Source organism: Saccharopolyspora spinosa NRRL 18395 (assembly GCF_000194155.1).
In the GTDB taxonomy this organism is placed as follows: domain Bacteria; phylum Actinomycetota; class Actinomycetes; order Mycobacteriales; family Pseudonocardiaceae; genus Saccharopolyspora; species Saccharopolyspora spinosa.
Genome location: NZ_GL877880.1, coordinates 496,181 through 519,672, shown reverse-complemented (window position 1 = coordinate 519,672; position 23,492 = coordinate 496,181). Strand labels below are relative to the sequence as shown.

At 68.8% G+C, this 23,492-nt stretch carries 17 protein-coding genes and 1 pseudogene; 10 read left to right on the top strand and 8 right to left on the bottom strand.

The features are described 5' to 3' along the window. The first annotated feature begins 226 nt into the window (after nt 1–226). From SSPN_RS0133105 to SSPN_RS0133095, 3 genes are all read left to right on the top strand, one after another. A complete protein-coding gene (locus SSPN_RS0133105; protein WP_010313472.1) occupies nt 227–1,507 on the top strand; it encodes a hypothetical protein in 1,281 nt (426 codons plus the stop codon). A gap of 239 nt (nt 1,508–1,746) precedes the next feature. Further along, on the top strand, nt 1,747–3,087 hold the full coding sequence (locus SSPN_RS0133100) for a hypothetical protein (protein WP_044576143.1): 1,341 nt from the start codon (nt 1,747–1,749) through the stop codon (nt 3,085–3,087). Between the two features lie 378 nt (nt 3,088–3,465). Continuing rightward, nucleotides 3,466–4,287 (top strand): class I SAM-dependent methyltransferase, encoded by an 822-nt coding sequence (locus tag SSPN_RS0133095; RefSeq protein ID WP_010313467.1) that lies wholly within the window; start codon nt 3,466–3,468, stop codon nt 4,285–4,287. Between the two features lie 41 nt (nt 4,288–4,328). Here SSPN_RS0133095 and SSPN_RS0133090 read toward each other — a convergent pair whose 3' ends face one another. Further along, nucleotides 4,329–5,804, bottom strand: coding sequence for a hypothetical protein (locus SSPN_RS0133090; RefSeq protein ID WP_010313465.1), 1,476 nt, complete (start codon nt 5,802–5,804; stop codon nt 4,329–4,331). A gap of 182 nt (nt 5,805–5,986) precedes the next feature. Here SSPN_RS0133090 and SSPN_RS0133085 point away from each other — a divergent pair, with 182 nt between their 5' ends. The 5 genes from SSPN_RS0133085 (at nt 5,987) to SSPN_RS0133065 (ending at nt 12,900) form a co-directional block, all read left to right on the top strand. Continuing rightward, nucleotides 5,987–9,154, top strand: a complete 3,168-nt coding sequence (locus tag SSPN_RS0133085; protein ID WP_010313463.1) for an arabinosyltransferase domain-containing protein — start codon at nt 5,987–5,989, stop codon at nt 9,152–9,154. Nucleotides 9,155–9,929: 775 nt separating this feature from the next. Continuing rightward, nucleotides 9,930–10,142 (top strand): hypothetical protein, encoded by a 213-nt coding sequence (locus SSPN_RS0133080; RefSeq protein WP_010313461.1) that lies wholly within the window; start codon nt 9,930–9,932, stop codon nt 10,140–10,142. Between the two features lie 88 nt (nt 10,143–10,230). Next, complete coding sequence (locus SSPN_RS0133075; protein ID WP_083822252.1) at nt 10,231–11,241, top strand: glycosyltransferase family 2 protein; 1,011 nt, start codon at nt 10,231–10,233, stop codon at nt 11,239–11,241. Continuing rightward, nucleotides 11,228–11,635, top strand: a complete 408-nt coding sequence (locus SSPN_RS0133070) for a GtrA family protein (RefSeq protein WP_010313458.1) — start codon at nt 11,228–11,230, stop codon at nt 11,633–11,635. The genes SSPN_RS0133075 and SSPN_RS0133070 overlap by 14 nt, the downstream gene beginning before the upstream one ends. Beyond that, nucleotides 11,632–12,900, top strand: a complete 1,269-nt coding sequence (locus SSPN_RS0133065) for an NAD(P)/FAD-dependent oxidoreductase (RefSeq protein WP_044576140.1) — start codon at nt 11,632–11,634, stop codon at nt 12,898–12,900. Before SSPN_RS0133070 ends, SSPN_RS0133065 begins: the two co-directional genes overlap by 4 nt. Nucleotides 12,901–13,003: 103 nt before the next feature. Here the strand turns inward: SSPN_RS0133065 and SSPN_RS52510 are convergent, their stop codons facing one another. The 7 genes and pseudogenes from SSPN_RS52510 to glf form a co-directional block, all read right to left on the bottom strand. Beyond that, nucleotides 13,004–13,132, bottom strand: a complete 129-nt coding sequence (locus SSPN_RS52510; protein ID WP_010313453.1) for an SDR family oxidoreductase — start codon at nt 13,130–13,132, stop codon at nt 13,004–13,006. 171 nt (nt 13,133–13,303) lie between these two features. Beyond that, a pseudogene (locus tag SSPN_RS46945) lies at nt 13,304–14,865 on the bottom strand (alkaline phosphatase D family protein). A gap of 162 nt (nt 14,866–15,027) precedes the next feature. Beyond that, nucleotides 15,028–15,459, bottom strand: coding sequence for a Uma2 family endonuclease (locus SSPN_RS46940; protein WP_337466387.1), 432 nt, complete (start codon nt 15,457–15,459; stop codon nt 15,028–15,030). Beyond that, on the bottom strand, nt 15,432–16,358 hold the full coding sequence (locus tag SSPN_RS0133045; RefSeq protein ID WP_187764805.1) for a decaprenyl-phosphate phosphoribosyltransferase: 927 nt from the start codon (nt 16,356–16,358) through the stop codon (nt 15,432–15,434). Before SSPN_RS0133045 ends, SSPN_RS46940 begins: the two co-directional genes overlap by 28 nt. Before the next feature lie 271 nt (nt 16,359–16,629). Next, complete coding sequence (locus SSPN_RS0133040) at nt 16,630–17,211, bottom strand: phosphatase PAP2 family protein (protein ID WP_010313446.1); 582 nt, start codon at nt 17,209–17,211, stop codon at nt 16,630–16,632. Nucleotides 17,212–17,231: 20 nt separating this feature from the next. Next, nucleotides 17,232–19,193: a glycosyltransferase gene (locus SSPN_RS0133035; protein ID WP_010313444.1), complete on the bottom strand. Its 1,962-nt coding sequence runs from the start codon at nt 19,191–19,193 to the stop codon at nt 17,232–17,234. A gap of 1 nt (nt 19,194) precedes the next feature. Next, a complete protein-coding gene (gene glf, locus SSPN_RS0133030) occupies nt 19,195–20,385 on the bottom strand; it encodes a UDP-galactopyranose mutase (protein ID WP_010313442.1) in 1,191 nt (396 codons plus the stop codon). A gap of 299 nt (nt 20,386–20,684) precedes the next feature. On the opposite strand from glf, the gene SSPN_RS0133025 reads away from it, so the two are divergent. Together SSPN_RS0133025 and SSPN_RS46935 are read left to right on the top strand one after the other, a co-directional pair. Continuing rightward, entirely contained in the window at nt 20,685–21,938 is a 1,254-nt protein-coding gene (locus SSPN_RS0133025; protein WP_010313440.1) for a glycosyltransferase 87 family protein, read from the top strand. A 170-nt stretch (nt 21,939–22,108) separates the two neighbouring features. Further along, nucleotides 22,109–23,164, top strand: a complete 1,056-nt coding sequence (locus tag SSPN_RS46935; RefSeq protein WP_010313438.1) for an N-acetylmuramoyl-L-alanine amidase — start codon at nt 22,109–22,111, stop codon at nt 23,162–23,164. The last annotated feature ends 328 nt before the right edge of the window (nt 23,165–23,492 follow it).

The following is a 23,492-nucleotide window of genomic DNA, read 5'->3' as shown; positions in this document are numbered from 1 at the left end:
CTCGCACGATCGTTTCCGACGAGTTCGCGCAGGAGTTCGACGAACTCCCGGTGCCCCGTGCCGCTGGCAGCCCGAAGCGGGGCTCTGCGGATCTCCGCCGCCTTCGGCCGGCACTCGCTCATAGCGCCAGGACCGCGGGTGGTCCTTTCGCGGAAGGAACGCGAGGCCGGGCAACCTGCGGGGGTCTTTCGGCGATCACCAGGTGACCTGACCGAAAGGGTTGCGAGTGAACGTCAAACGATTCGTGGCGGCAGCGGCCGCCACCGCAGCGATCATCGGGCTGGCTGCCACATCGCCGGCAGTCGCGCAGACCGAACCGACCACGTCAGCACCCACCGAGCCAACTACACCGGCACCCACCGAACCGACAACGCCGGCACCCACCGAACCGACCACACCGGCACCCACCGAGTCAACTACATCGGCACCCACCGAACCGACAACATCGGCACTCGCCGAGCCCGATCCGGGCGAGGGCGCGATCCGGCAGCGCTACGGGGCGATGTCCGCAGCGGAGAAGGCGCAGGTCGGCGAGCCCGCCGGAGCGGAGGTCGTGGCGGACGAGGGTCTGCGCTGGCAGGACTTCACCCACGCCCGCTTCTACTGGACTCCCGACACCGGCGTGACGGTCGTCCGCGGGATGATCTACCTCGGGTTCCTGGAGCGCGGCGGGCACGACGAGCTGGGCGTGCCGATCACCGACGAGCTGGCCAGCAGCGGCGGCGGCCGGTACAGCGACTTCCTGACCCGCGACGGCGTGATCCACTCAGCCATCTACTGGTCCACGCGCACCGGCGCGCACCTGGTGGTGGGCCCGATCCTGGAGCACTTCCGCGAGCTCGGTGAGGACGCCCGCTTCGGCTACCCGGCGACCGACACGCGGCTGACACCGGACGCCTTCGGCGCGTACAACCACTTCCTCACGCCGGACGCCCAGCACGAGAATGCCTCGATCTACTGGACCCAGCCGTCCGGCGCGAACGCGGTGCGGGGCGCGATCCGGGACAAGTGGGCGGCCACCGGCTGGGAGCGCGGACCGCTGGGCTACCCGGTGACCGACGAACTGTCCACACCGGACGGTGTGGGGCGCTACAACCAGTTCAACGGCGATGGCCGGTTCCCTGCCGGGATCGTGTGGAGCCCCCGGACCGGGGCGCACTCGGTGCAGGGCGTGATCGCGCAGCGCTACCTCGAACTGAGCGGGCCTGCGGGCGTGCTCGGTTACCCGACCACCGATGAGCTGGGCACGCCAGATGGCCGGGGCCGGTACAACCACTTCACCGGCACCGGCGGAGCATCGGTCTACTGGACCCCGCAGACCGGAGCGCACGAGGTGTACGGCGGAATCCGCGCCCGCTGGTCGCAATTGGGCTGGGAACGCTCCTACCTCGGATACCCCGTGACCGGCGAGCACGACATCCCGCAAGGCCGGGCGAGCGAATTCGAGAACGGCTACGTCGAATGGCACCGCGACACCGGCGCAGTGGTGGACTTCCCGAAGAACTGAGTACGCGAGTCGTCCGGTGGGTGGGGGCCCACCGGACACCCCACGCCGGTCCTCGCCGCCGACAGACTCGATCCACGGCTCACCCCGAATCGAGCCGGGCATACCTGCCCGAATCGCCGACCGCAGAAGAAGGTTCAGATCTGTCAGGCAAAAAGAGCGAAGGACTCGAACGGGTAACACCCGGCAACGTTTCCCTTCCCACCGGCGATCACCAGGTGACCTGACCGAAAGGGTTACGAGTGAACGTCAAACGTCTCGTTGCGGCAGTGGCCGCAACGACAGCCGTACTCGGTTTGGCCGCGACCGCGCCGGCGGTCGCACAGCCCGAGGAACCGACCACGGCAACCACCACGACCGCGCCGGAAGCACCGGCCACCAGTGAAAAGGTTGCCTCCGACGCCTCGGAAACGGCCGAAAGGCCCACCACCGCGGAGGAAACGGCGACATCGGAACCGGCCACCACCCCGACGGAGCCCACCCCCGGCACCACCGCCGCGGAACCGACCACGTCCGCAGCGGAACCGACCACCGCAGCGGCCGCACCCGGTGACGGCGAAATCCAGCGGCGCTACGACTCGCTCACCCCGGCCATGCGCGCCGAGGCCGGCAACCCGGTTGGCGCCGAGGTGGTCGCGGGCGACGCCCTTCGCTGGCAAGACTTCACCAACGCCCGCTTCTACTGGACGCCCGACACCGGGGTGACCATCGTCCAGGGCCAGATCTTCCAGCGGTACCTGGACTTCGGCGCGCACGAAGGCCTCGGCGTGCCGGTCACCGACGAGCTGAGCTCCGTCGGCGGCACCAGCCGCTACAGCGACTTCGTCTTCCGGGATGCGACCGGCGAATACCCCTCCACGATCTACTGGTCCACCCGGACCGGGGCGCACCTGGTCGTGGCGGCCCTGCGCGATCACTACCGCGCGCTCGGCGAGGACCGCTTCGGCTACGTCGCCACGGACAGCTACCCGACGCCGGACGAGCGCGCCGCCTACAACCACTTCGTCACGCCGCAGGGCCACGGCGCCTCGATCTACGGAAGCGAATTCGGGGTCGCCTCGGTCAAGGGCGCGATCCGGGACAAGTGGGCCGCAACCGGCTGGGAGCGCGGCCCGCTGGGCTACCCGATCAGTGACGAACTGGACGGCGGGGACGGCGTCGGCAAGTACAACGAGTTCTCGGGTGACGGGCGGCTGCTCGCCGGGATCGTGTGGAGCCCGCAGACCGGGGCGCACTCGTTGCAGGGCCTGATCGCGCAGCGCTACGTCGAACTGGGCGGCCCCACCGGCATCCTCGGCTACCCGACCACGGACGAGCGGGGCACGCCAGATGGCCGGGGCCGGTACAACCACTTCACCGGCACCGGCGGGGCGTCGATCTACTGGGCACCGCAGACCGGCGCGAACGAGGTGTACGGCGGAATCCGCGCCCGCTGGTCGCAGCTGGGCTGGGAACGCTCCTACCTGGGCTATCCGGTGACGGGTGAGCACGACATCCCGCAGGGCCGGGCGAACGGGTTCGAGCACGGCTTCGTCGAATGGCACCGCGACACCGGTGCGGTGGTGGACTTCCCGAAGAACTGAGCTCGGCCGATGCTCCGTTGCCCGGTGGCGGTCAGGCCGCCGGGCACCCGTTCCAACGACGACGGCCGCTTCCCGTGCAGACACCTCGCCCGACGCGGTGCGGCCCAATTTCAATTGAAATCGGACCTTCGATTTCAATGGAAATCGCGACCTCCGACGTGGCGAAGTCGGTCGACCCGGCGTTGAACGGCCAGAGCGGTCAGGTGTTCGCGACCTGTGCGCACCAACGTCACGGTCGGCGGCTGGCAGAAGGGCTGACCACCGATCCGCGATTTCCATTGAAATCGGACCTTCGATTTCAATGGAAATCGCGGACTACCGGAAAAGGCCGCCACGCGCGGCCGTTTTCCGCTTGCGCCCGCGCGTAGCGTCGGTTGCATGGAGGACTTCGAGACCGCGATTTCGGCTTACTACCGATTGGATCCGGAACGCGACCGGCTCTCCACCTGGGGATTGCTGGAGGCGCTTCGCACGACCGAGCTGCTGGACCGGTTCCTACCGACACCCCCTGCGGTGGTCCACGACGTCGGCGGCGCGCGCGGCGCATACGCGCTTCCCTTGGCGCGCAACGGATATCAGGTCCACCTGATCGATGCGTGGCAACCACACGTGGAAGCCGCAGCGGCGGCCTCGCGGGAGCAAGCGGACGCCCCGTTGAGCTCCGCGAACGTCGGGGACGCGCGAGAGCTTCCCTTCGACAACGGCAGCGCGGACGCCGTTCTGCTGTTCGGCCCGCTTTACCACCTCCTCGAACGCGAGGACCGCGTGCTAGCGCTGCGCGAGGCTCGCCGGGTGCTCCGGCCGGGGGGAATCCTGCTCGCCGCAGCGGTTTCCAGGTACGCATCCACTTTCGACGGTATCCAGAGCGGTGACATCTCCGACCCCGAGTTCGAGGAACTCGTGGTCGGTGATGTGCGCGACGGGGTGCACCGCAACATCGACCCGGAGAAGCACCCGAACTGGTTCACGCTGACGTTCTTCCACCGCCCCGCCGAGCTCCGCGACGAAGTCGCCGAGGCGGGCTTCGCCGACGTCGAACTGCTCGCCATCGAGAGCGCGGGCGCCTACACGACGGACCCCGAGCGCCTCGCCGAGGCCTCGCACCGGGATGCGGTACTGCGGGCCATCCGCCGCGTCGAAGCCGTTCCGGAGCTCCTCGGTGCCAGCCCGCACATCATGGCCATCGCCCGACGCAGGTAGCTGCCCGTAAGCGTTCTCGGTGCGATGGCAACCGAAACCGGTCACGGGACTCGACCGGCCGGAACGGGTTCCAGGACCAGGTGGGCGGGTTCCACCCAGGTCGAGGCGATTTTCCAGAGCGGGTCCGGGCCGGGGCCGGGCTCGCGGCGGAGGACGACGTCGATCGGGCGCGGTTCGGTCGGGGTGAAGTGGCGGTAGTTGAACTTCAGCAACGCGCGGACGAACGGAGTCGCGCCGGCCAAGCGCTGCTCGATCTGGGGCGCTAGGTAGCCGCGGTCCGCGAACTCGTCGACGATCGCGCAATCGCAGTAGTACGCAAGCGCCCCGATTTCGCCCGGGCTGGAAACGGTGCGGTCGCCGACGGTCCGTCCGAGTTCGGCGCCGATGCGCGCGTAGTCGGCCGGAGTCGCCCAGTTCGTCGTGATCGCCGCTTCGCGCCACGGCAGCCCCTGCTGCCCGGTGAACCAGACCTGCGCGGCGAACACCGCACACCCCACCACGGCCGCGAAGGGCCACCGGACCGCGCCGAGAACGCCGATGAGCAGCAACGACAAGCCGATCAGGCTCGGCGCGTAATACCAGTGGTACGGCGGAACCCCGAGGAGCGTGTAGACGTAGTAGTGCGCGACTGCGCCGAGACCGATCAGCGCCCAAGGCCAAAGCAGTGCGGCGCGGCGGAACACTCGCAGCACGCACACGACCGGCAGGCACCCCAGGCCGAGCACCGCCGGGATCAGGGAAATCGCCACCGCTGTCGGGAAAGCCTCGTGGTAGAGCTCCAGCCCGTTGCTGAAGTCCCAATCGCCCCAGGACTTCTGCAGCTGCTTGATCACCAGCGTGTCCGGGACCGCTGATCCGAAGTAGAACCAGCTGAAGGTGAACCACGGCAACGTGACCGCGGCGGCCGTCAGCAGCCAGCGCCACCAGCCGCGCCACAGGCTCGGCCGACCAATCAGCACCACCAGCACGAACATGCCGAGATCCAGCCGTGTCAGGGCCAACAGCCCGGCGGCGAGGCCGAACAGCACCGGTTGGCGCCGCACCGCCGCCAGCAGCAGCAAGCCGAGCAGGGCCGAGGCCAGCGTCATCTCCAGCCCCACCGTCGACAGCACCAGCGGGTTCGTCGCGACCAGCAGCGCTCCCAGCGACCCGATCCAGCCGGGGAATCCGCTGGTCCGCGCAGCGATGCCGAGGAACGCCGAGAGCGCGATGTTGGCCAGCACGAACACCACGCCCAGCGCGACGACCGGCTCCCGCACCACCTCGATGACCGCGGCGAGCACCAGGACGTTCAGCGGCGCGGTCGCGGAGTTCGAGACCTCGGCGCCGATCAGCCCCCAATGGCCGTGGAACGCCAGATTCCGGGCGTAGCTCAGGGTTATGTAGCTGTCGTCGATCAGGGCACCGTGGACGACCCAGAACACCGCGCCCGAAACGATGCCGACCACCAGCGGCCAGACCGGCACCCTGACCCGCGCCCGCTCCGGCCGTTCCACCGCGATCTCGGCAACGTCCACCTGCCGCTCCCATCTGCTCGACACATGCACGCCGAACCGGCCCGGAACGTTGCCCGCGCGCGGGCAACCTGCGCGGGACGCAGATCGTCAATCGGCTGGACGAATTCAGCGCCACCACCAGCAGGCGGGCGCAGGTTTCGTCAGGATGTCCGGCGACGCATTTCCGATCTCCGAGGAGCGCGGTGAAGTACTGGAGCAGCTCGGCGCAACTCGATCCCCCGGCCGAACCGCGGCCCGTCGAAGCCGACCGCCCCAAGCGGTCCCGGCTCGGTCAATGGCTGGTGCACCTGCTGGCGTGCTGCGTCGGCATCGTCGGGCTCGGCTGTGCGCTCGCCCTTCCGCTGGCACCGGTCTGGGTGGATCGCACCGAGGTCAGCTGGACAGGTGCCGAGTCCACGACCGCGTTCTTCGCGCCCTACCGACCAGCTTCGTTCGACGCGTCCGTGCCGTGCCCGGTGCTGCACGCCGCCCTCGACCGGGCGGAGCGGACCACGGTCCTGACCACCCTGCCGCCGGGCAGCGCCCGCGACGGCCTGGTCCTGACCACCCGCGACGGGAAACCCGAGCTCGTGCTCGACCAGCACCAGGTGCCGCTGCCGCCCGGCACCTGCGGCCTGGCGATCCACGCGGACTCCGGGCAATCCGTGGTGACCCCGGGCGGCCGACCGCCGATCGTGCTGCCCGGGGTGGCCGCGCCGGAGATCTTCACCTTCGCCACCGATCTCGAACCCGCGCAGCTGGCCGGGATGTCGGTGACCGCCCGCACCTTCTCCTGGTTCGACACCTCGCCGACCGACACCAAGAGCACCCTGATCACGGCCGCGCTGGTGCTCGCGCTCGTGTCGCTGGTCCTGCTGTTCGTCCACGCCCCACCGGCATTCGGCGCGATCCGCCTGCGTCCGCTGCTCCTACCGGTCGATGCCGCGGTCGCCGCGGTGCTGGCGGGATGGCTGGTCATCGGGCCGCTCACGGACGACGACGGCTTCGCGATGATGACCGTCCGCAACTACGACGAGGCCGGCGACATCGGCAACTACTACCGCTGGTTCAACGCCTCCGAAACTCCGTTCACGCTGGTCCAGCACCTGATGCGGTGGGTTTCGGCGGACAGCCTCGCGCCCGCCTGGCTGCGCGTACCCAGCACGATCGCCGGGCTGCTGACCTGGATCATCGTCAGCCGCGGCATCGTCGCGCCGCTGTGCCGGGGCACCCGGCGCCTGCCGCTGCACCTGCTCGCGGCGGTGTTCTTCCTGGCCTGCTGGCTGCCGTTCGGGTTGGGCATCCGGCCTGAGCCGTTCGTTGCGCTCGGCACGTCCGCGCTGGTCGCGGCTTTGCTGAAGATGTCCCGGACGCGGGCACCATTCTTCTGGCTCGGCGTCGCCGCGCTGATCGCCGGGCTGACCGGGGCGGTCACGCCGACCGGCGTCAGCGCGCTGATCACCGTGATCGTGCTCGCGCCGCGCATCGGACGGGTGCTGGTGGAGCGCGGCGCGCTGCCGCGTTGGATCAGCGTGCCCATGCGCGTCGTGCTGCTCGGCTGCGTGGGATCGGTCGGCATGGTGGCGATGTTCGCCGACTCGACGCTGAACGGGATCCAGCAGGCGACCGCGATCCACGACGAGTTCGGGCCCAGCCTCGGCTGGTACCAGGAGTTCGACCGGTACGCGAACCTGCTCGGCACGGGCATGTGGGGCGCCTCCGGCAAACGGATGGTGGTGCTCCTCGTCGTGACGGCCGTGCTGATCGCTGCGGCGTGCGCGATGCGGCAGGTGCACCGGTGGACCAGGCTGACCGACCTGCCGATGCTGCTCGGCGCCGTAGCCGCGGTTTTGGTGGCGATGTGGTTGACGCCGTCGAAGTGGACGCACCACTTCGGGGCGCTCGCCGGGGTCGGCTCCGCGCTGCTCGCGGTGACGGTCGTGCTGCTGGGGCGGGTCGGCCGGCTCGACCACGCCAAGCGGGAAGCGCGGCTGGTCGGCGTGTCCGGTGGGATCGCCGCGTCGGTGGCCGGGGCCCTGGCGTTCATGGGACCGAACGCGTGGCCGTCGCAGTCGAACCTGGCGATGCCGTGGTCCGACACGCCCGTCCGGCCCGACCTGCCGATGGACAACCCGGCGCTGTGGCTAGCGACGGGTGCGGCGGTCGGCGTGCTCGCCTTCGGCTTCGTCCGGGTCCGCGCGAAGCTGTCGAAGGAGCCCGGCCCCGGCGGTCTCATGTGGACGGTCATGCCGTCGTCGCTGCTGGGGTTGGCGGCGCTGGCGTCGGTGGCGGTGCTGATCGGATCTTTCATCGCCGCGCCGCAGACGATGGGCGACCGCTTCTCCATCGCCCGGATGAACTGGCAGAGCATCCGGGCCAACAGCTGCGGGTTGGAGAGCGAGATCGAGACGCTGCCGATCGCCAAGCGGCTGATGCCGGTGGCCGGGACCGCCGAACTCGACGGCTTCACCGCGGGTGGTGCGCCGCCGCAGGAGCCCGACCTGCGCGAAGAGCACCCGGGCGAGCCGTTGCAGGCGAAGAAGCCCGACGATCCGAAGGCACCCGAGGGCGAGGTGGCGTCGACGTCGGCGAGCCAGTTCGCCTGGACCAGCACGACGGGCGGACCGCAGACGACCGGCTCGCTGACCTCGGCCTGGTTCGGCCTGCCCGGCCTCACCGACGACCAGACGCTGTCGCTGTGGGTCTCGGGTCGGCCCGAGCAGGGCAACTCGCTGGCCCTGGAGTTCGGCACGGCCGGCGGGCGGCAGGTGGCGACGCGCGAGCTGCGCGATCCACCGCCGACGGATCTGCCGTTCGACGACCCGCGTCACGGCCGGCCGATCGACTGGCGGAACTTCCGCGATTGGCGGCTGCTCACGATCGAGCCCGACGAGATCCCGGCCGGGGCCGAGCGGGTGCGGGTGCGCGCCGAGGACCGCACCAGCGACGACCAGGGGTGGCTGACCGTCAGCGGCCCTGCCGTGCGGGATGTGGTGCCGCTGCGGCAGGCGCTCGAAGAGCGGGAACCGGTGCTGATCGACTGGCCGATGAGCTTCGTCTTCCCCTGCCTCTTCAACTACCCGAAGGTGTCGCACGGCGTCGCGACCAGCCCTCGGATGCTGATCACACCGCCCGCCGGCGAGGGCTCGATGGCGTTCGGGCCCGACATGGGCGGCGTGTTCGCCGGGGTGCCGATGCTGTCCCAGCGGCTCGAGCTCCCCACCCGCCTGCGCCACGCCCCCGGCAACGCGTGGGGCCACCTCTACTACGTCCGCTATCCGATCGACCGCGACGTCTACGCGACGACGCGGCACCGCGAGCGCATCGGTGGCGCCGACGGCGACCCCGCCTACCCGTTCGAGGAGCACTGACCGCAGGTTTCGCCTGGTCAAGTGTCGTGACCGGGCTGCTAGAAAGGCTGTTTTGGATGTGGTGGCGCCGGGATGTGTTGGGGCGAGCCGATCATGTCGAGGCGGCGAAACGGCGTGACGGTCGTGTGGCTGAGGCGATTTCCCGCGAAATCGCCGCCACTGCCGTAAGGCCGCCATCTCACCGGCACGCGGAACGCGTCTCAAAACAGGTTTTACAGCGGCTTTTCCGTACGCCGCGTGGGGACTGTCCTCGCCAGACGATGTCGGAGAACCCGCAGCGATGATCACGACACCCTCCGAATGGACGCACAATTTTGGCGCGATGGTCCCGTCGGAGCCGCTACCCTGACGGTGGGTGTGGTGTTGATCGCTGTCCGTGCACGCCGGCCAGCCTCCGACCGGGCCGTGGTGGTCGGATTGCTGTGCACCGCGCTGGCCGTGTTCGCAGCGGCGCAGACATTCGCTGGAAAGCACAATTCCTGCACTCGCAGTACGGGTGTCCTTGGGGAGAGCAGCCGGTACGGCCGCTGAACAACCCTGCGTGGTGGTTGGCGGTGGGGGTGCCGCTGGCAGCTGCCTGTCCTACCTGGACGCTCCCGACGGGATCGCCCGCGGCGGCTGCTCGTCCGGCTGCCCGCCGCGATCAGCGAACCAGCAGTGGGGGTGACGGTGGCGATCTTGCTCTCCTCGTTCACCGCCATGCCGATCCCGCGGCTACTCCATCCGGGCTCAGAACCTCGCCGCCGAAGGCGGCAGCTGCGGCATCGCCGGCCACGTGGCCACCACCCCCGACGCCGCACCGATGGTCAGATACCTGGCGGAACCGCCCACGTACCTGGTCAGCCTGCCTGCGGGCCTGGGATTCGGCGGGACCGCCGCCTACGAGCGGAGCATCGGCGAAGCGGGCGAGACCGGCACCTGGGAAGAGATAGCCACGCGGCTGGTGGGGGCCGGGAGAACCCCGACTACGCCGAGTGGAGCCACCTGATCGTGGCGGATTACCCAATGCCGGGCAACGACCGGGGCATGCAGAGCGTTCCTTTTCCACGGTGGGGATGGCGAGGGGAGTGACCATCATGGCCGACACGATGCGCCAACAGGTCCGGATTCCGGTGCAGCATCAGCAGCAGGCCACCCGCGAGGGCGCGCCACCGCTGATCTCATACGTGCTGCCGGTCTACAACGAGGTGGCGGGCATCCGCCGGTTCCACGAGGAGCTCGTCGAGACCACGGCCACCCGCCCCGAATTCGACTACGAGTTCGTCTACGTCAACGACGGCTCCGCAGACGGATCGCTGCACGTCCTGCAGGACCTGGCCAAGAACGACCCGCGCGTGCGGGTGGTGGACTTCGCCCGCAACTTCGGCCACCAGATCGCCATCACCGCCGGGCTGGACCACGCGCAGGGCGACGCGGTGATCGTGATGGACACCGACCTGCAGGACCCGCCGCGAGTCAGCCTGGAGCTGATCGACAGCTGGCTGTCCGGCGCGGAGATCGTGTCCGCCCGGCGGCGCACCCGCCGCGACACCCCGTTCAAACGCGCCACCGCGCACACCTACTACCGGGTGCTGCGGCGCTGCGCTGAGGTGGACATCCCGGTGGACACCGGCGACTTCCGGCTGCTCAACCGGCGCGCCGCCGAGGAGCTGCGGGGATTCCGGGAACGCAGCCGGTTCATCCGGGGCATGGTCGCCTCGATGGGGTTCGAGCAGCGCGAGGTGCTCTTCGACCGCGACGAGCGGATGGCCGGCGAGACCAAGTACCCGCTGCGGAAGATGATGCGACTGGCCGCCGACGGGGTCACCAGCTTCTCCACCGTACCGCTGAAACTGATCACCCGGATCGGGTTCATCACGCTGGGCCTGGCGATGCTCGGCATCATCTACGCGGTGACACTGCGCCTGTTCTTCCCCTCGATCACGGTCTCCGGGTGGACCATGCTGATGGTCGCGATGCTGTTCCTCGGCGGGCTGCAGATGCTGTCTCTGGGGGTCATCGGCAGCTACGTCGGCCGGATCTACCACGAGGTGCAGCAGCGCCCCCTCTACATAGTGCGGAACGTGATCTCGCATGACGAAGACTGAACCGATCGGCGGCAGCGACCGGCTGATCAGCCGGTCGCTGCTGCGCTACGCGGTGATCGGCGCCAGCGGCGTGCTGCTGGACTACCTGCTGTTCCTGCTGCTGTTCAACGCGGTCGGTCTGCACGAGCAGATCGCGAACGCGATCAGCACGACGGCCGGGATCACCAACAACTTCGTGCTCAACACGCTGTTCAACTTCCGCAAGCGAGACCGGATCCTGGTGCGGTTCCTGCGGTTCTACGCCGTCGGCGTGGCCGGGATCGTGTGGTCGTTCGTGCTGCTGCAGGTGTTCTCCGGCTGGCTGGGCATCGACCCGAACCTGGTCAAGGCCGGTTCGCTGCCGGTGGTGCTGATTTTCCAGTACTCGATCAACAAGAAGTGGAGCTTCGGATGAGAGTGGGCGTCGTCGGGGCGGGCGCGACCGGTTTGACCGCGGCGTTCGACGCGGTGAAGGCCGGGCACGACGTGACGGTGCTGGAGGCGTCCGCGGAACTGGGCGGGCTGGCGGCGTCGATCGAGGTCGGCGGGACGCCGCTGGAGCGCTTCTACCACCACAGCTTCCGCACCGACCGGGCGATGATCGAGCTGGTCGAGGAGCTCGGCCTCGGGCACCTGCTGCGGTTCCACAAGCCCAGCACCGGCGTGTACATCGACGGGGAGCTGCACGACTTCGGCACGCCGCAGGAGATGCTGCGGTTCCCGAAGTTCTCGCTGCTGGACCGGTTCCGCTTCGGGGCGTCGTCGGCGGTGCTGAAGTTCGTCCGAAATGGACAGCGGTTCAACTCGGTGCGGGCGCTGGACTGGATGCGCCGTTGGGCCGGACCGCGCGTCACCGAGACGATCTGGGAGCCGCTGCTGACCGGCAAGTTCGGCGTCCACGCCGAGCAGATCTCGATGGCCTGGTTGTGGGCGCGGATCCACTACCGGACCTTCGAACTCGGTTACGTGCACGGCGGTTTCGAGCAGGTGTACCGGGCGCTGCTGGACGCGGTGACCGAGCGCGGTGGGAAGGTGGAGTTCGGCAAGCCGGTCGAGTCGATCCGCCAGCCCGGCGCGAAGGTGCTGGTGGGCGCCGGGGACGGCAGCAGCTACGAGTTCGACAGGCTGATCGTGACCGTGCCGCAACCGGTGTTCGCGAAGGCCGCCGGGATCGCATCAGACCACGTGCTGTGGCAGAACCAGTACCTCGGCGCGACCTGCTTCGTCCTGGAGTGCGACCGCAGCGTCATCCCGCACTACTGGCTGAACATCAACGACCCGGCGTTCCCGTTCCTGGCGGTCGTCGAGCACACCAACATGGTCGACCGCAGCGAGTACGGCGGGCGGCACATCGTCTACGTCGGCAACTACGTGCCGCGCGAGGACTGGCGGTTCACCACCGATCCGGCCGAACTGCTGGAGCGCTACATCCCCTGGCTGCGCAAGCTGAACCCGGACTTCGACCGGTCCTGGATCCTCGACTGGCACTTCTCCAAGGCGGGCTTCGCCCAACCGATCGTGACTCCGCAGTACCGGTCCCTGATCCCCGGCCACCACACGGCGATGCCCGGCGTGACCCTGGCGACGATGTCCCAGATCTACCCGCAGGACAGGGGCCAGTCCTACGCCATAGCGATGGCCCACGAAGTGACCAACCGCCTCCGCCTCGACCTGGAGTGAACCCGGCCCCAGCGTGCCGAGGGCGGCAGGGGCGGCAGGGGCGGCGGGGGCGGCGGGGGCGGCGAAACAGCGGATCCCGCGCCGGTGCGGCAAGCGGAACCGCTTACTGCGCGGTCCATCCGGCGTTGACGGTGACGAGCGTGCCGGTGATGAAGGTCGCGGCGTCGGAGACCAGGAATGCGACGGTCTCGGCGACTTCCGCCGGGCGTCCGATGCGGCCGATCGAATGCACCCCGCCGACGTGGGGTCCAGCGCAGCCTGGAACTCGTCGCGTACCACGCGTAGCCCGGCTCGACGAGCAGCGAGGCGCTGGCGCTGCTCGGCACGCTGGCCGCCACCACGCGCCAGCGAACCTGAACCACGGTGGCGTGCAGCCTGTTGGGACCGCACGCCGCCGTCGCCGTCAGGCCTTGTTGAGGCCGGGTTTGCCGTCTTCGACCACGAAGGACGCCAGGGTTTCCACCGGGGCTCCCTGCTTCGAGACGTACGGGACCACCCGGTAGTCCGCTCGCAGCTCGTTCGCCGTGAACCTCGTCCGGATGTAGCCGCGCTGGTTGTTGTAGAGCTGGACGTGCGGGTTTTCCGCCAGGTACGCCTTCTCCTCGGCCGTCAGGTCCGGCGAGCCGTCGCCGCCACTGGTGATCGACGTAGTGGTTAGCTCCGTAGCCACCACCTCGTAGTCGCGGCGGATCTCGTTGGCCCAGTTGGTGTGCACGTCGCCCGTCAGCACCACCGGGTTGCGGGTCTTCGCCTGCTGCCAGCCCTGGATGACGCGGTTCCGCGAGCCGACGTAGCCGTCCCAGGCGTCCGGGTTGTAGGCCTTTTCCGCGCCGTTGAGGTAGTCGATCTCGGCGAACATGACCTGCTGGCCGAGCACGTCCCACTTGGCATTGGAGCTGCGCAGGCCCTGGAGCAGCCAGCGCTCCTGCTCCGCGCCCGTGAGGCTGCGCTTCGGGTCCAGCCGGGCCGGGTCCTGCGTTGGGAACTTGTCGCCGCCGACCTGGTCGTCGCGGTACTGGCGGGTGTCGAGCATGTGGAACGTCGCCAGCCGCCCCCACTGGATCCGCCGGTATAGCCGCAGGTCGATGCCGTGCGGCACCTGCGCGCGGCGCAGCGGCATGTTCTCGTAGTAGGCCTGGAAGGCGGCCTTGCGGCGCTCCAAGAAGTTCGGCTGCGGGATCTCCGGCTTCTCGTAAACCTCGTCGGCCCAGTTGTTGTCGACCTCGTGGTCGTCCCACACCACGACCCACGGGGCCACCGAGTGCGCGTACTGCAGGTCCGGGTCGGCCTTGTACTGGGCGTGCCGCTGCCGGTAGTTCGCCAGCGTCTCGGTCTCCGGGCCGACGTGGTCGCGCGGGTTGCCGCCCGGTGCGACGTAGACCCCGGCCTTGTACTCGTACTGGTAGTCGCCGAGGTTCAGCACCAGGTCGGGGTGCTCCTCGGCGAGGTGCCGGTAGGCGGTGAAGTAGCCGTGCTCGTACTGCGCGCAGGACGCGAACGCCATCGACAGGCTGGTCAGCGCACCGGGCACCGGAGCGGTGCGGGTGCGGCCGGTCGGCGACAGGGAACCGTCGGCGCGGAAGCGGTAGAAGTACTCGCGGTCCGGGCGCAACCCAGTCAGCTCGACGTGGACGCTGTGGCCCAACTCCGGTGCGGCCTGCGACTCGCCGCGCTGCACGACGCGCGTGAACCGCTCACCGGGAACGTCCGGTTCGGCATGCCGCCCATGCCGTCCTCCGCCAGCGGGTTCGCCGCCAGACGGGTCCACAGCACAACGCCGTCGGGCGCGGGATCGCCGGAGGCGACGCCCAGCGTGAAGACCTCGTCGCGGCGGGCCACCCCGGCACCGGTCAGCGCGGCCGCGGGCAAACCGGCCACGGTGGACAATGCGGCAGCGCCCGCCAGGGTCCCGCCGAGCAGCACTCCGCGCCGCGAAAGTGTGGTTTCGGACAAAACGACCTCCATCGTCCGGGAAACGATCCAACTCTCACCCCGGACAGTGAAGACCTGCCGCCCTCCGAATGATCGGAGAATGAACACCCCATACCTCACCGGGGCAGGAGATACCACCCGTCCTTGGGCTCGTACGCGGCCAAGCTGGTCGGCTTTTCAAGATCGACGATCCAGTTAGTTGGGAATCCCGGCCTCCGCGTACTCGGCGAACTTGAGGACTCTGTAGGTCCTTCCCGAGCCCGGCGAAACCACCTCGACCGCCAAGACCAGATCCGAGGCCCGGTTTCGTGCGGGGTTCTCCTGCGCCAATTCGACGGGGACGACGATCCGATCAGGAATTCGCACGGTGGCCAAGTGCTCGAAGAGCACGACTTCAACCTCAGCCAGCGCAGCGAAGGACTTGGGGAGCTGCGCTCGCAATTGGTAGCCGAGTTCCATCAGTGCCAACCGGTAGATGGACACCGGCCGAGGACTTACGTGAAGAGTCCGTTCGACGAGTTCGACCCAACAGAGACGCTGTGCAGCGAAAACAACGGCGCCCCCGGCCTGGTTCGGTCGGGGGCGCCGGTGGTTCGGTCCTACAGGTAGAACGCCAGGAAAAGGCAGCCGGCGAGGATCACGCCGAGGACCATCAGGACCTTGTCCTTCAGGACCACTTCCTCCGGCTCGCCCGCCACGCCCTTGTCGATGTCCACCGCGTACCGCAGGATCGCCACCACCATCGGGATGATCGAGATCAGGCCCCAGCGGGACGACTCGAACTCCCGGATGTCGTACGCCCACAGCGCGTAGCACATGATCGTGATGGCCGCCGCGATCGCCCACACGAACCGCAGGTAGGACGGCGAGTACGCCTTCAGCGACTTGCGGATCTTCGCGCCGGTCTCCATCGCCAGCTTGACCTCTGCGTAGCGCTTGCCCGCCACCATGAACAGCGAGCCGAACGCCACGATCAGGTAGAACCACTGCGTGATGACCAGGTTCGCGGCGGCACCACCGGCGATGGCGCGCAGCAGGAAGCCGGACGCCACGATGCACAGGTCGATCACCGGCTGGTGCTTCAGGCCGAAGCAGTAGCCCAGCTGCACCAGGATGTAGACCGCCATCACGACCAGCAGCGGCGTGCTGGTCAGGGCCGAGATCACCAGCGAACCGCCCAGCAGCAGCGCGCACACCGCGTACGCGATCGGCACCGGGATCAGGCCGGCGGCGATCGGGCGGTTCCGCTTCGTCGGGTGCTGGCGGTCTGCCTCGACGTCGATCGCGTCGTTGACGAAGTAGATGCCGGACGCGGCCATCGAGAACACGAGGAAAGCGATCACCGCGTGACCCAGGATGCCCGGGTTCAGGATCTCGCCCGCCGCGAATGGTACGGCCAGGACCAGGACGTTCTTCACCCACTGCTTGGGGCGCAGCTCCTTGATCAGGCCGGAGACCAGGCCCGCCGTGGTACCCGCCTTGGCGGTCACCTTCGCGTGGTAGGCGTCCGAGGACTTGTCCTTGATGTCGTCGGACTTGGCCGACGGAACCTCCAGCGCCTCGTCGCCGAACTCGGCGCCGATGGTGCCGTCCGCATCCGCCTCGACCTCGACCCGCTTCTCCTGCGCGGTCTCGTCCGGCTTCGCCTCGTCGCCGGCCTTCGCCTCATCGCCGGGCTCGTCGGACTTGCCGGTGCCGGTCAGCACCGCGTCGCCGACCTGGGCACCGTTGCTGCCTTCCGCGTCGGCCTCGGCCGGGGCATCGGGCTTCCCGGTGTCGACCTCGGTTTCGTTCTTGTCAGCCACGGTTCCTCCGCCGTCTCATGAATCGCCGCACGCCCCACGCCACGGCACCGCCGAGCGCTGAACCGGCGACCACATCGCTCGGATAATGAACCCCCAGGACAAGCCGGCTGACCATCATCGGCGGCACCAGCACCGGGGTCAGCTTCTTGCCCGTCAACCCGCCGTAGAGCACCGCGGCGGCCGTGGTGGACGTCGCGTGCGAGGACGGGAAGCTCAGCTTGCTCGGCGTGCCCACCAGCACCTGGACCTCGGGGTCGGCGGGACGGCGGCGCCGCACCACGCGCTTGACCGCAATCGACGCCGCGTGTGCGGCGGCGACCCCGGCGGCGGCGGTCAGCCACTCGCCGCGGCGCTTGCGGTCCACCAGCGCGCCGACCGCGCCGATGGCCAGCCAGCCGCCGGCGTGCTCGCCGAACAGCGACATCGCCTGGGCGGTCTTGACCACCGCCGGCTTCGCCAGCACGCCCTGCACCTTGCGCAGTGCGACGGTCTCGGGGGTGACCGCTGCCGGTGCCTCGTCGGTGGGTGCGGCGGCCGGTTCTTCGGGGGCGGTCGCCGTCGTCAGCTCTGCCACATCGTCTCCGGGTGTCGGGGTCACTTCTGGTCGAAGACCTGTTTCCAGGACTCCGCACTGGTCAACTCGGGCAGTGCGGCGCGGTAGGCGGACCGCAGCCGCCCCCACTCCCGCGCCAGCCGCTTGTAGTTCGCCAGCGCGCGCATCCCGAGCCGGCGGAACTCCTCCGGGTCGCGGCGCCGGAACGCCACCCCGCTGCCGTCGGCGTTCGACACGGTCGCGCTGTCCAGGTTGCCCAGCAGGAACCACCGAGCGCTGGCGGCGGGCACGTTCAGCTGGGGCCGGTCGGTGGCCGACTGCGTCGGCTCCTTGAGGTTGTGCAGCAACGCCTTCGACGCGCGGGCCGCGATCACCGCCGGGTTCACCGGCGGCTTGAGCAGGCCCTCGGCCATGATCGGGTCCGCCGACGGCGGCGGGAACTCGCGGGCCGACGGCAGCGTCTTGGCGTCGTCGTAGTCCTTGCGCAGCTCGCGGACCTCCGGCAGCGCCGAGCGGAGGCTGTCGAACAGCCCCTCCGGGCCCGCCATGAAGTCCTCGATCGCCTTCTGCTGCACCGCGACCGTCGAGTACTCCATCGACAGCAGGTGCCGGAGCGTGAGCTTGAGGCCCTGCTTGACGATGTTGGTCTTGACTTCCTCCGGGCTGTGCAGCGCGGCCAGGATCAGCCGGTTGCGGGTGTGGAAGTACGAAGTCCAGTCCGTGGCGTCGTTCTTGTCGGTCCACGGCATGTGCCAGATCGCCGCGCCCGGCAGCGTCACCGTCGGGAACCCGTGCCCGCCCGCGCGCAGCGAGTACTCCGAGTCGTCGTGCTTGATGAACAGCGGCAGCGGCAACCCGGTGCGCTCGATGACCTCGCGCGGGAACAGGCACATCCACCAGCCGTTGTAGGTGGAGTGGATGCGCTGGTGCAGCTTGGTGGTCTTGCGCAGCGGCTTCTTCGCGAAGTCGTGGTCGGTGACCGCGCCCGGCGCGGCCCGCCAGATGCCCTGGGTGAGGTCGACGACCTCACCCATAGTGTGCAGCCGCGAGCGGGCCTGCAGGTTCAGCATCTGGCCGCCGACGATCACTGGGTTCGAGGCGGCGCGCGCGAACGCGTTCGCCCGCAGCACGCCGTCCGGCTCCAGCGCGATGTCGTCGTCGATGACCATGACCTGCGCGGCGTCCGAGTTGTGGACGCCCTCGTACATGACCCGGGTGAAGCCGCCGGAGCCGCCGAGGTTGTCCTGCTCGATCACGTGCAGCTTGTCGCCGATCCGCCGGGCGGCCTCGTCGAAGCCCTCGGTGTCGCGGATTTTCTGCGGGCCCTGGTCGGCCACCACAACCCGCTCGACGACGTCCATCACCTGCGGGTCCTCGCCCAGCGTCTGCAGCGCGAGCACGCAGTCGGCGGGCCGGATCGTGGTGGTGCCGATCAGCACCTTCTGCTTGGGCAGCGGGACGTCGGTGGTCCACGCCGCCTCATCGATCTCCAGCGGGGCGTCGTTGGTGAACAGGTCGAACCAGATCCACCCGCCGTCCTCGAACGGCGTCAGCGACACCCGGAACTCCAGCGACTTCCAGTCGTCGCTGGCCACCGGGGTGCCCTCCAGGTGGACGCTGTCGCCGTTGGCCTTCGAACGGTAGACGTCGAGCCGACCAGCCCCCTTCACCTTCAGCCGCAGCACGACCTCGTCGACCTTGGTCCAACGCTTCCAATAGCTGGCCGGGAAGGCGTTGAAGTAGGACGCCAGGGAGATCTTGCGGTGCGCGGGCACCAGCAGGCGGCGCCGCGACACGACGGTCGCGGAGCTGTCCAGCGCCACGGGCTCGTCGATGTACAGCGGACGCACGTCCAGCGGGTCCTCGCTGCGCGGGAACACGACGCGCTGCAACACCTGCTCGGGCGCCACATCGGCGGTTCCGGAGCGCACCGACGTCACGTCGCTGAGTTTGCTCTCACCCGCGGCGGCAGCACGGTCCTCTCGGGGGGTCCGGTCGGTCACGTCAGTCCTCCAGCGAGCCGTCCAGCGAACGCCCCTCGGTGAAGTAAGGGGCGATCTTGTTGTCGAACATGCTCAGCGCCGAACCGATGGCCATGTGCATGTCCAGGTACTTGTAGGTCCCGAGCCTTCCGCCGAAGAGGACCTTGCGCTCGTTGGCCTCCTTCTTGGCCAGCTCGCGGTAGGCCTCCAGCTTCTGCCGGTCCTCCGGGGTGTTGATCGGGTAGTACGGTTCGTCGCCGCTCTCCGCGGACCGCGAGTACTCGCGGACGATGACCGTCTTGTCCTTCGGGTAGTAGTCGCGCTCCGGGTGGAAGTGCCGGAACTCGTGGATCCGGGTGTACCGGACCTCCTCGTCGGCGTAGTTCATCACCGACGTGCCCTGGAAGTCGCCGGTGGCCACGACCTCGGTCTCGAAGTCCAGCGTGCGCCAGCCCAGCTCGCCCTCGACGAAGTCGAAGTAGCGGTCCAGCGGACCGGTGTAGACGACCGGGACGTCGGTGGGCAGCTCGCCGCGCACGTCGAAGAAGTCGGTGCTCAGCCGGACCTCGATGTTCGAGTGCTCGGCCATCTTCTTCAGCCAGGCCGTGTAGCCGTCGACCGGCAGGCCCTCGAAGCTGTCGTTGAAGTACCGGTTGTTGAAGTTGTAGCGGACCGGCAGCCGGCTGATGGTGGCCGCGGGCAGCTCCTTGGGGTCGGTCTGCCACTGCTTGGCCGTGTACCCGCGCACGAACGCCTCGTACAGCGGGCGGCCGATCAGCGAGATGGCCTTCTCCTCCAGGTTCTGCGCGTCCGCGGTGTCGATCTCGGACGCCTGCTCGGCGACCAGCGCCTTGGCCTCGTCCGGGGTGAACGAGCGACCGAAGAACTGGCACAACAGGCCCAAGTTCATCGGGAACGAGTAAATCTGCTCCTGGTACTTGGTGAACACCCGGTGTTGGTAGTCGGTGAACTCGGTGAACTGGTTCACGTAGTCCCAGACCCGTTTGTTCGAGGTGTGGAAGAGGTGAGCGCCGTAGCGGTGCACCTCGATACCCGTCTCGGGCTCCGCCTCCGAGTAGGCGTTGCCCCCGATGTGGTCACGTCGGTCCAGCACCAGCACCCGCTTGTCCAACCGGGTGGCGGCGCGCTCTGCGATCGTGAGGCCGAAGAATCCGGAACCAACAACGATCAGGTCATAGCCTGCGAAGCTCACAGCAGTCGAGGGTAGCGGGGGCAAACCACCGGCCCGAAACCGCGTTGACGTTCGCCGCTACGCATAGCTACGTGGCGTGTCGATATCGCCTCGCTCAGCGGACTCCCCACCCTTGATCAGGTCTTTCGTCATACAACCGGTGATTCCGCGAGTACCGTCCGCAGCTATTCGCAGCTGTTATTACCCGTCAGGCGACGCGGCCGGCGAGTCGTGCCGCAGGTAGCATCGCGCGCGGCGTCGACTCGCCCCGCAGCCGCCGCGGGCCGGTGACCGGCGCGGTAGCGGGGCCGGATCCTGGGATGGTGAACATCGGCTTGGCACGCGCACGTGATGGGCGGTTCCTGCTGGTCGCGGCGGTCGTGATCGAGGTACTCGCGATCTGGTTCGTGCACTGGATCGACACCCGCGGCTACATGGACACCGAGATCTACCGGCTCGGTGCCCGGGCGTGGCTGAACGGTTACCAGGTGTACGGCGACGACCTGACGCCGGAGAGCCCGGACTCCGCCACGCTGCCGTTCATCTACCCGCCGTTCGCGGCGCTGCTGTTCATCCCGCTGACCTGGCTGTCGGTGGACGGAGCGATCGTGCTGGTGGCGGTGCTGTCGCACATCGCGATCCTCGTCACTGCCTACTCGCTGGCCCGCTCGTCGAACTACCTCGCGCCGCGCGCCGGGCTGGTGGCGGTAGCCACCGCGGTGCTGATGCCGTGGTTCACGCTGATCGAGCCGGCCCGCGAGACGATCAATTACGGTCAGATCAACCTGGTGCTGATGGCGCTGGTCACAGCCGACTGCCTGCTGCCGCGCACCAGGTGGCCGCGCGGGTTGCTGGTGGGCATCGCGGCGGCGATCAAGCTGACGCCGCTCGGGTTCCTGCTGCTGTTCCTGCTGCGCCGGGACTACCGCGCGATGGCCGTGACGGGCCTGACGTTCGCCGCCACCGTGCTGATCGGGCTGGTCGCCGCGCCGAAGGACTCGGCGGACTGGTGGCTGGACAAGATGCTGTCCACCGGGGACTCCTTCGGCACCGTCTACGCCGGCAATCTGACGTTGCGCAGCCTGCTGGCGAAGCAGTCGCTGACCGGGTTCGAGCTGAACTCGCTGTGGGTCCTCGGTTCGGTGCTGCTGCTGGCGCTCGCGGTGCTCGGCATGCGGTACGCGCTGCGGATGGCGAACGCACCGCTGGCGCTGATGCTCAACGCCGTGCTGGTGCTGCTGGTGTCGCCGATCTCCTGGTCGCACCACTGGGTCTGGGCCGGGCCGGCGCTCGCGCTGCTGTTCGTCATGTCGTTGCGGCACCGCTGGTACGGCGTGCTGCTGACCGTCGGGTTGTGCGCGCTGACGGTCCTCGCCGGCCCGCAGTGGTACCTGCCGAACACCGAGGACCGCGAGCTGGACTGGACGTTCTCGCAGCAGGTCGTCGGCAACGCCTACACGCTGATCGGCATCGGTTTCCTGATCGCGGCGGCGGTCGCCTACGTCCGCTTCCGGGGTCCAGGCGCCCCGCGACTTCCATTGAAATCGGACCGACGATTTCCATTGAAATCGTAGAAGTTGTCCACATCCACCGGTGTGTCGCGGGCCGACACACCGGTGTCCACAGGGGACGCCGGGTCGTGGTCACTCGGACAGAGCAGTTGACCAGCGGAGGATCCGGGCCCACCGGATACTCGCCTCACGTAGGCCGCCCCGATCGCCGTCGCGGAAGCGAGGTATCGCCAATGCGTCTCCGGTTCAGCGTCCCGATCGTCCTCTTGGTCACCGCGACCGCACTTCCCGGTGCGAGCGCGGCGGAGACCCCCGAGACGACCAGCACCCGAGTCGCATTGCGCGACGCGCCGATGAACCGCGACGCAACGCGGGAAGTGCATCCCGGCGGGGTTTTCGACCTGGTCGGCGTCACCTGGCACGGCCCCGCTCCGGACCGCGTGGAGGTGCGCACCCGGAGCGCCGCCGGCTGGACCCCGTGGTCGGAGCTGGAGGCGATCGACGGGGCGCAAGGCAGCGAACCGCTGTGGACCGGGCGCGCCGACACCGCCGAGGTGCGGGCCAGCCGGACGGGCGCGGACGTGACCGGCGAGCTGGAACTCATCGCGATCAACCCGGGTTCCGCACCCGCCGCGCCACCCCGGTCAAGTGCCCCGGGGCAGCCGCCGGTCGTCGGCCGCGCGCAGTGGGGCGCCGACGAGAGCCAGATGACCTGGCCGCCGGAGCGCACCGAGACCAAGGCGGTCGTGGTGCACCACACCGCCGGGACCAACGACTACGACTGCGGCCGGTCGGCCGACATCGTGCGCGCGATCTACCGCTATCACGCCGTCGAGCTGAAGTGGGGCGACATCGGCTATCACGCCTTGGTCGACAAGTGCGGCACGATCTTCGAGGGCCGCGCCGGCGGACTGCGCGAGGACATCATCGGCGGCCACGCGCGGGGCTTCAACGGCGGGACGTTCGGCGTGTCGATGATGGGCAACTACGACCGCATCGCGCCTTCCGGCGCCACCATCGAGTCGGTCGCGGCGATCAGCGGGTGGAAGCTGAACACCGCCAGGGTTCCTGCGGACGGCCGCACCGAGCTGATCGCCGGGCCCGCGAACAACTCGCACTTCCCGCCCGGCGCGGCGGTTCCGCTACCGACGATCTTCGGCCACCGCGACGTGAGCAAGACGATCTGCCCGGGGCAGCGCGGCTACGAGCAGCTCGACAAGATCCGCGCCCGCGCAACAGCCATGCAACGCGACCACCGGCCATCACCGGTTGATCGCAGTTTCAATTGAAACTGCGGTCACCACCAGCGATCACCACCAGCCGTCGAAGACTCGCAGTTTCAATTGAAACGGGTGTGGCTCTTTTGAGGGGAGCTGTGGTCGGGGGGGGTCGGTGGGTGGTGATCATGAAAGGGGCTCCTTCTGGTTACGTTGTGGGTGTCTGACGTCCATCAACGTAAAGAAGGAGCCCTGTGGCAGGGTACGCGAACCACGATGTCGCCGGAGCGTTCGAATCCTCTCGGGCGGTGTTCGAGTCGATCATCACGGAGCTCGGCGCCGCTGACTGTGGCATCACGCATGGCGAGCTGGAAGAGCTGCTGACCGAGCGGTCCCGGCC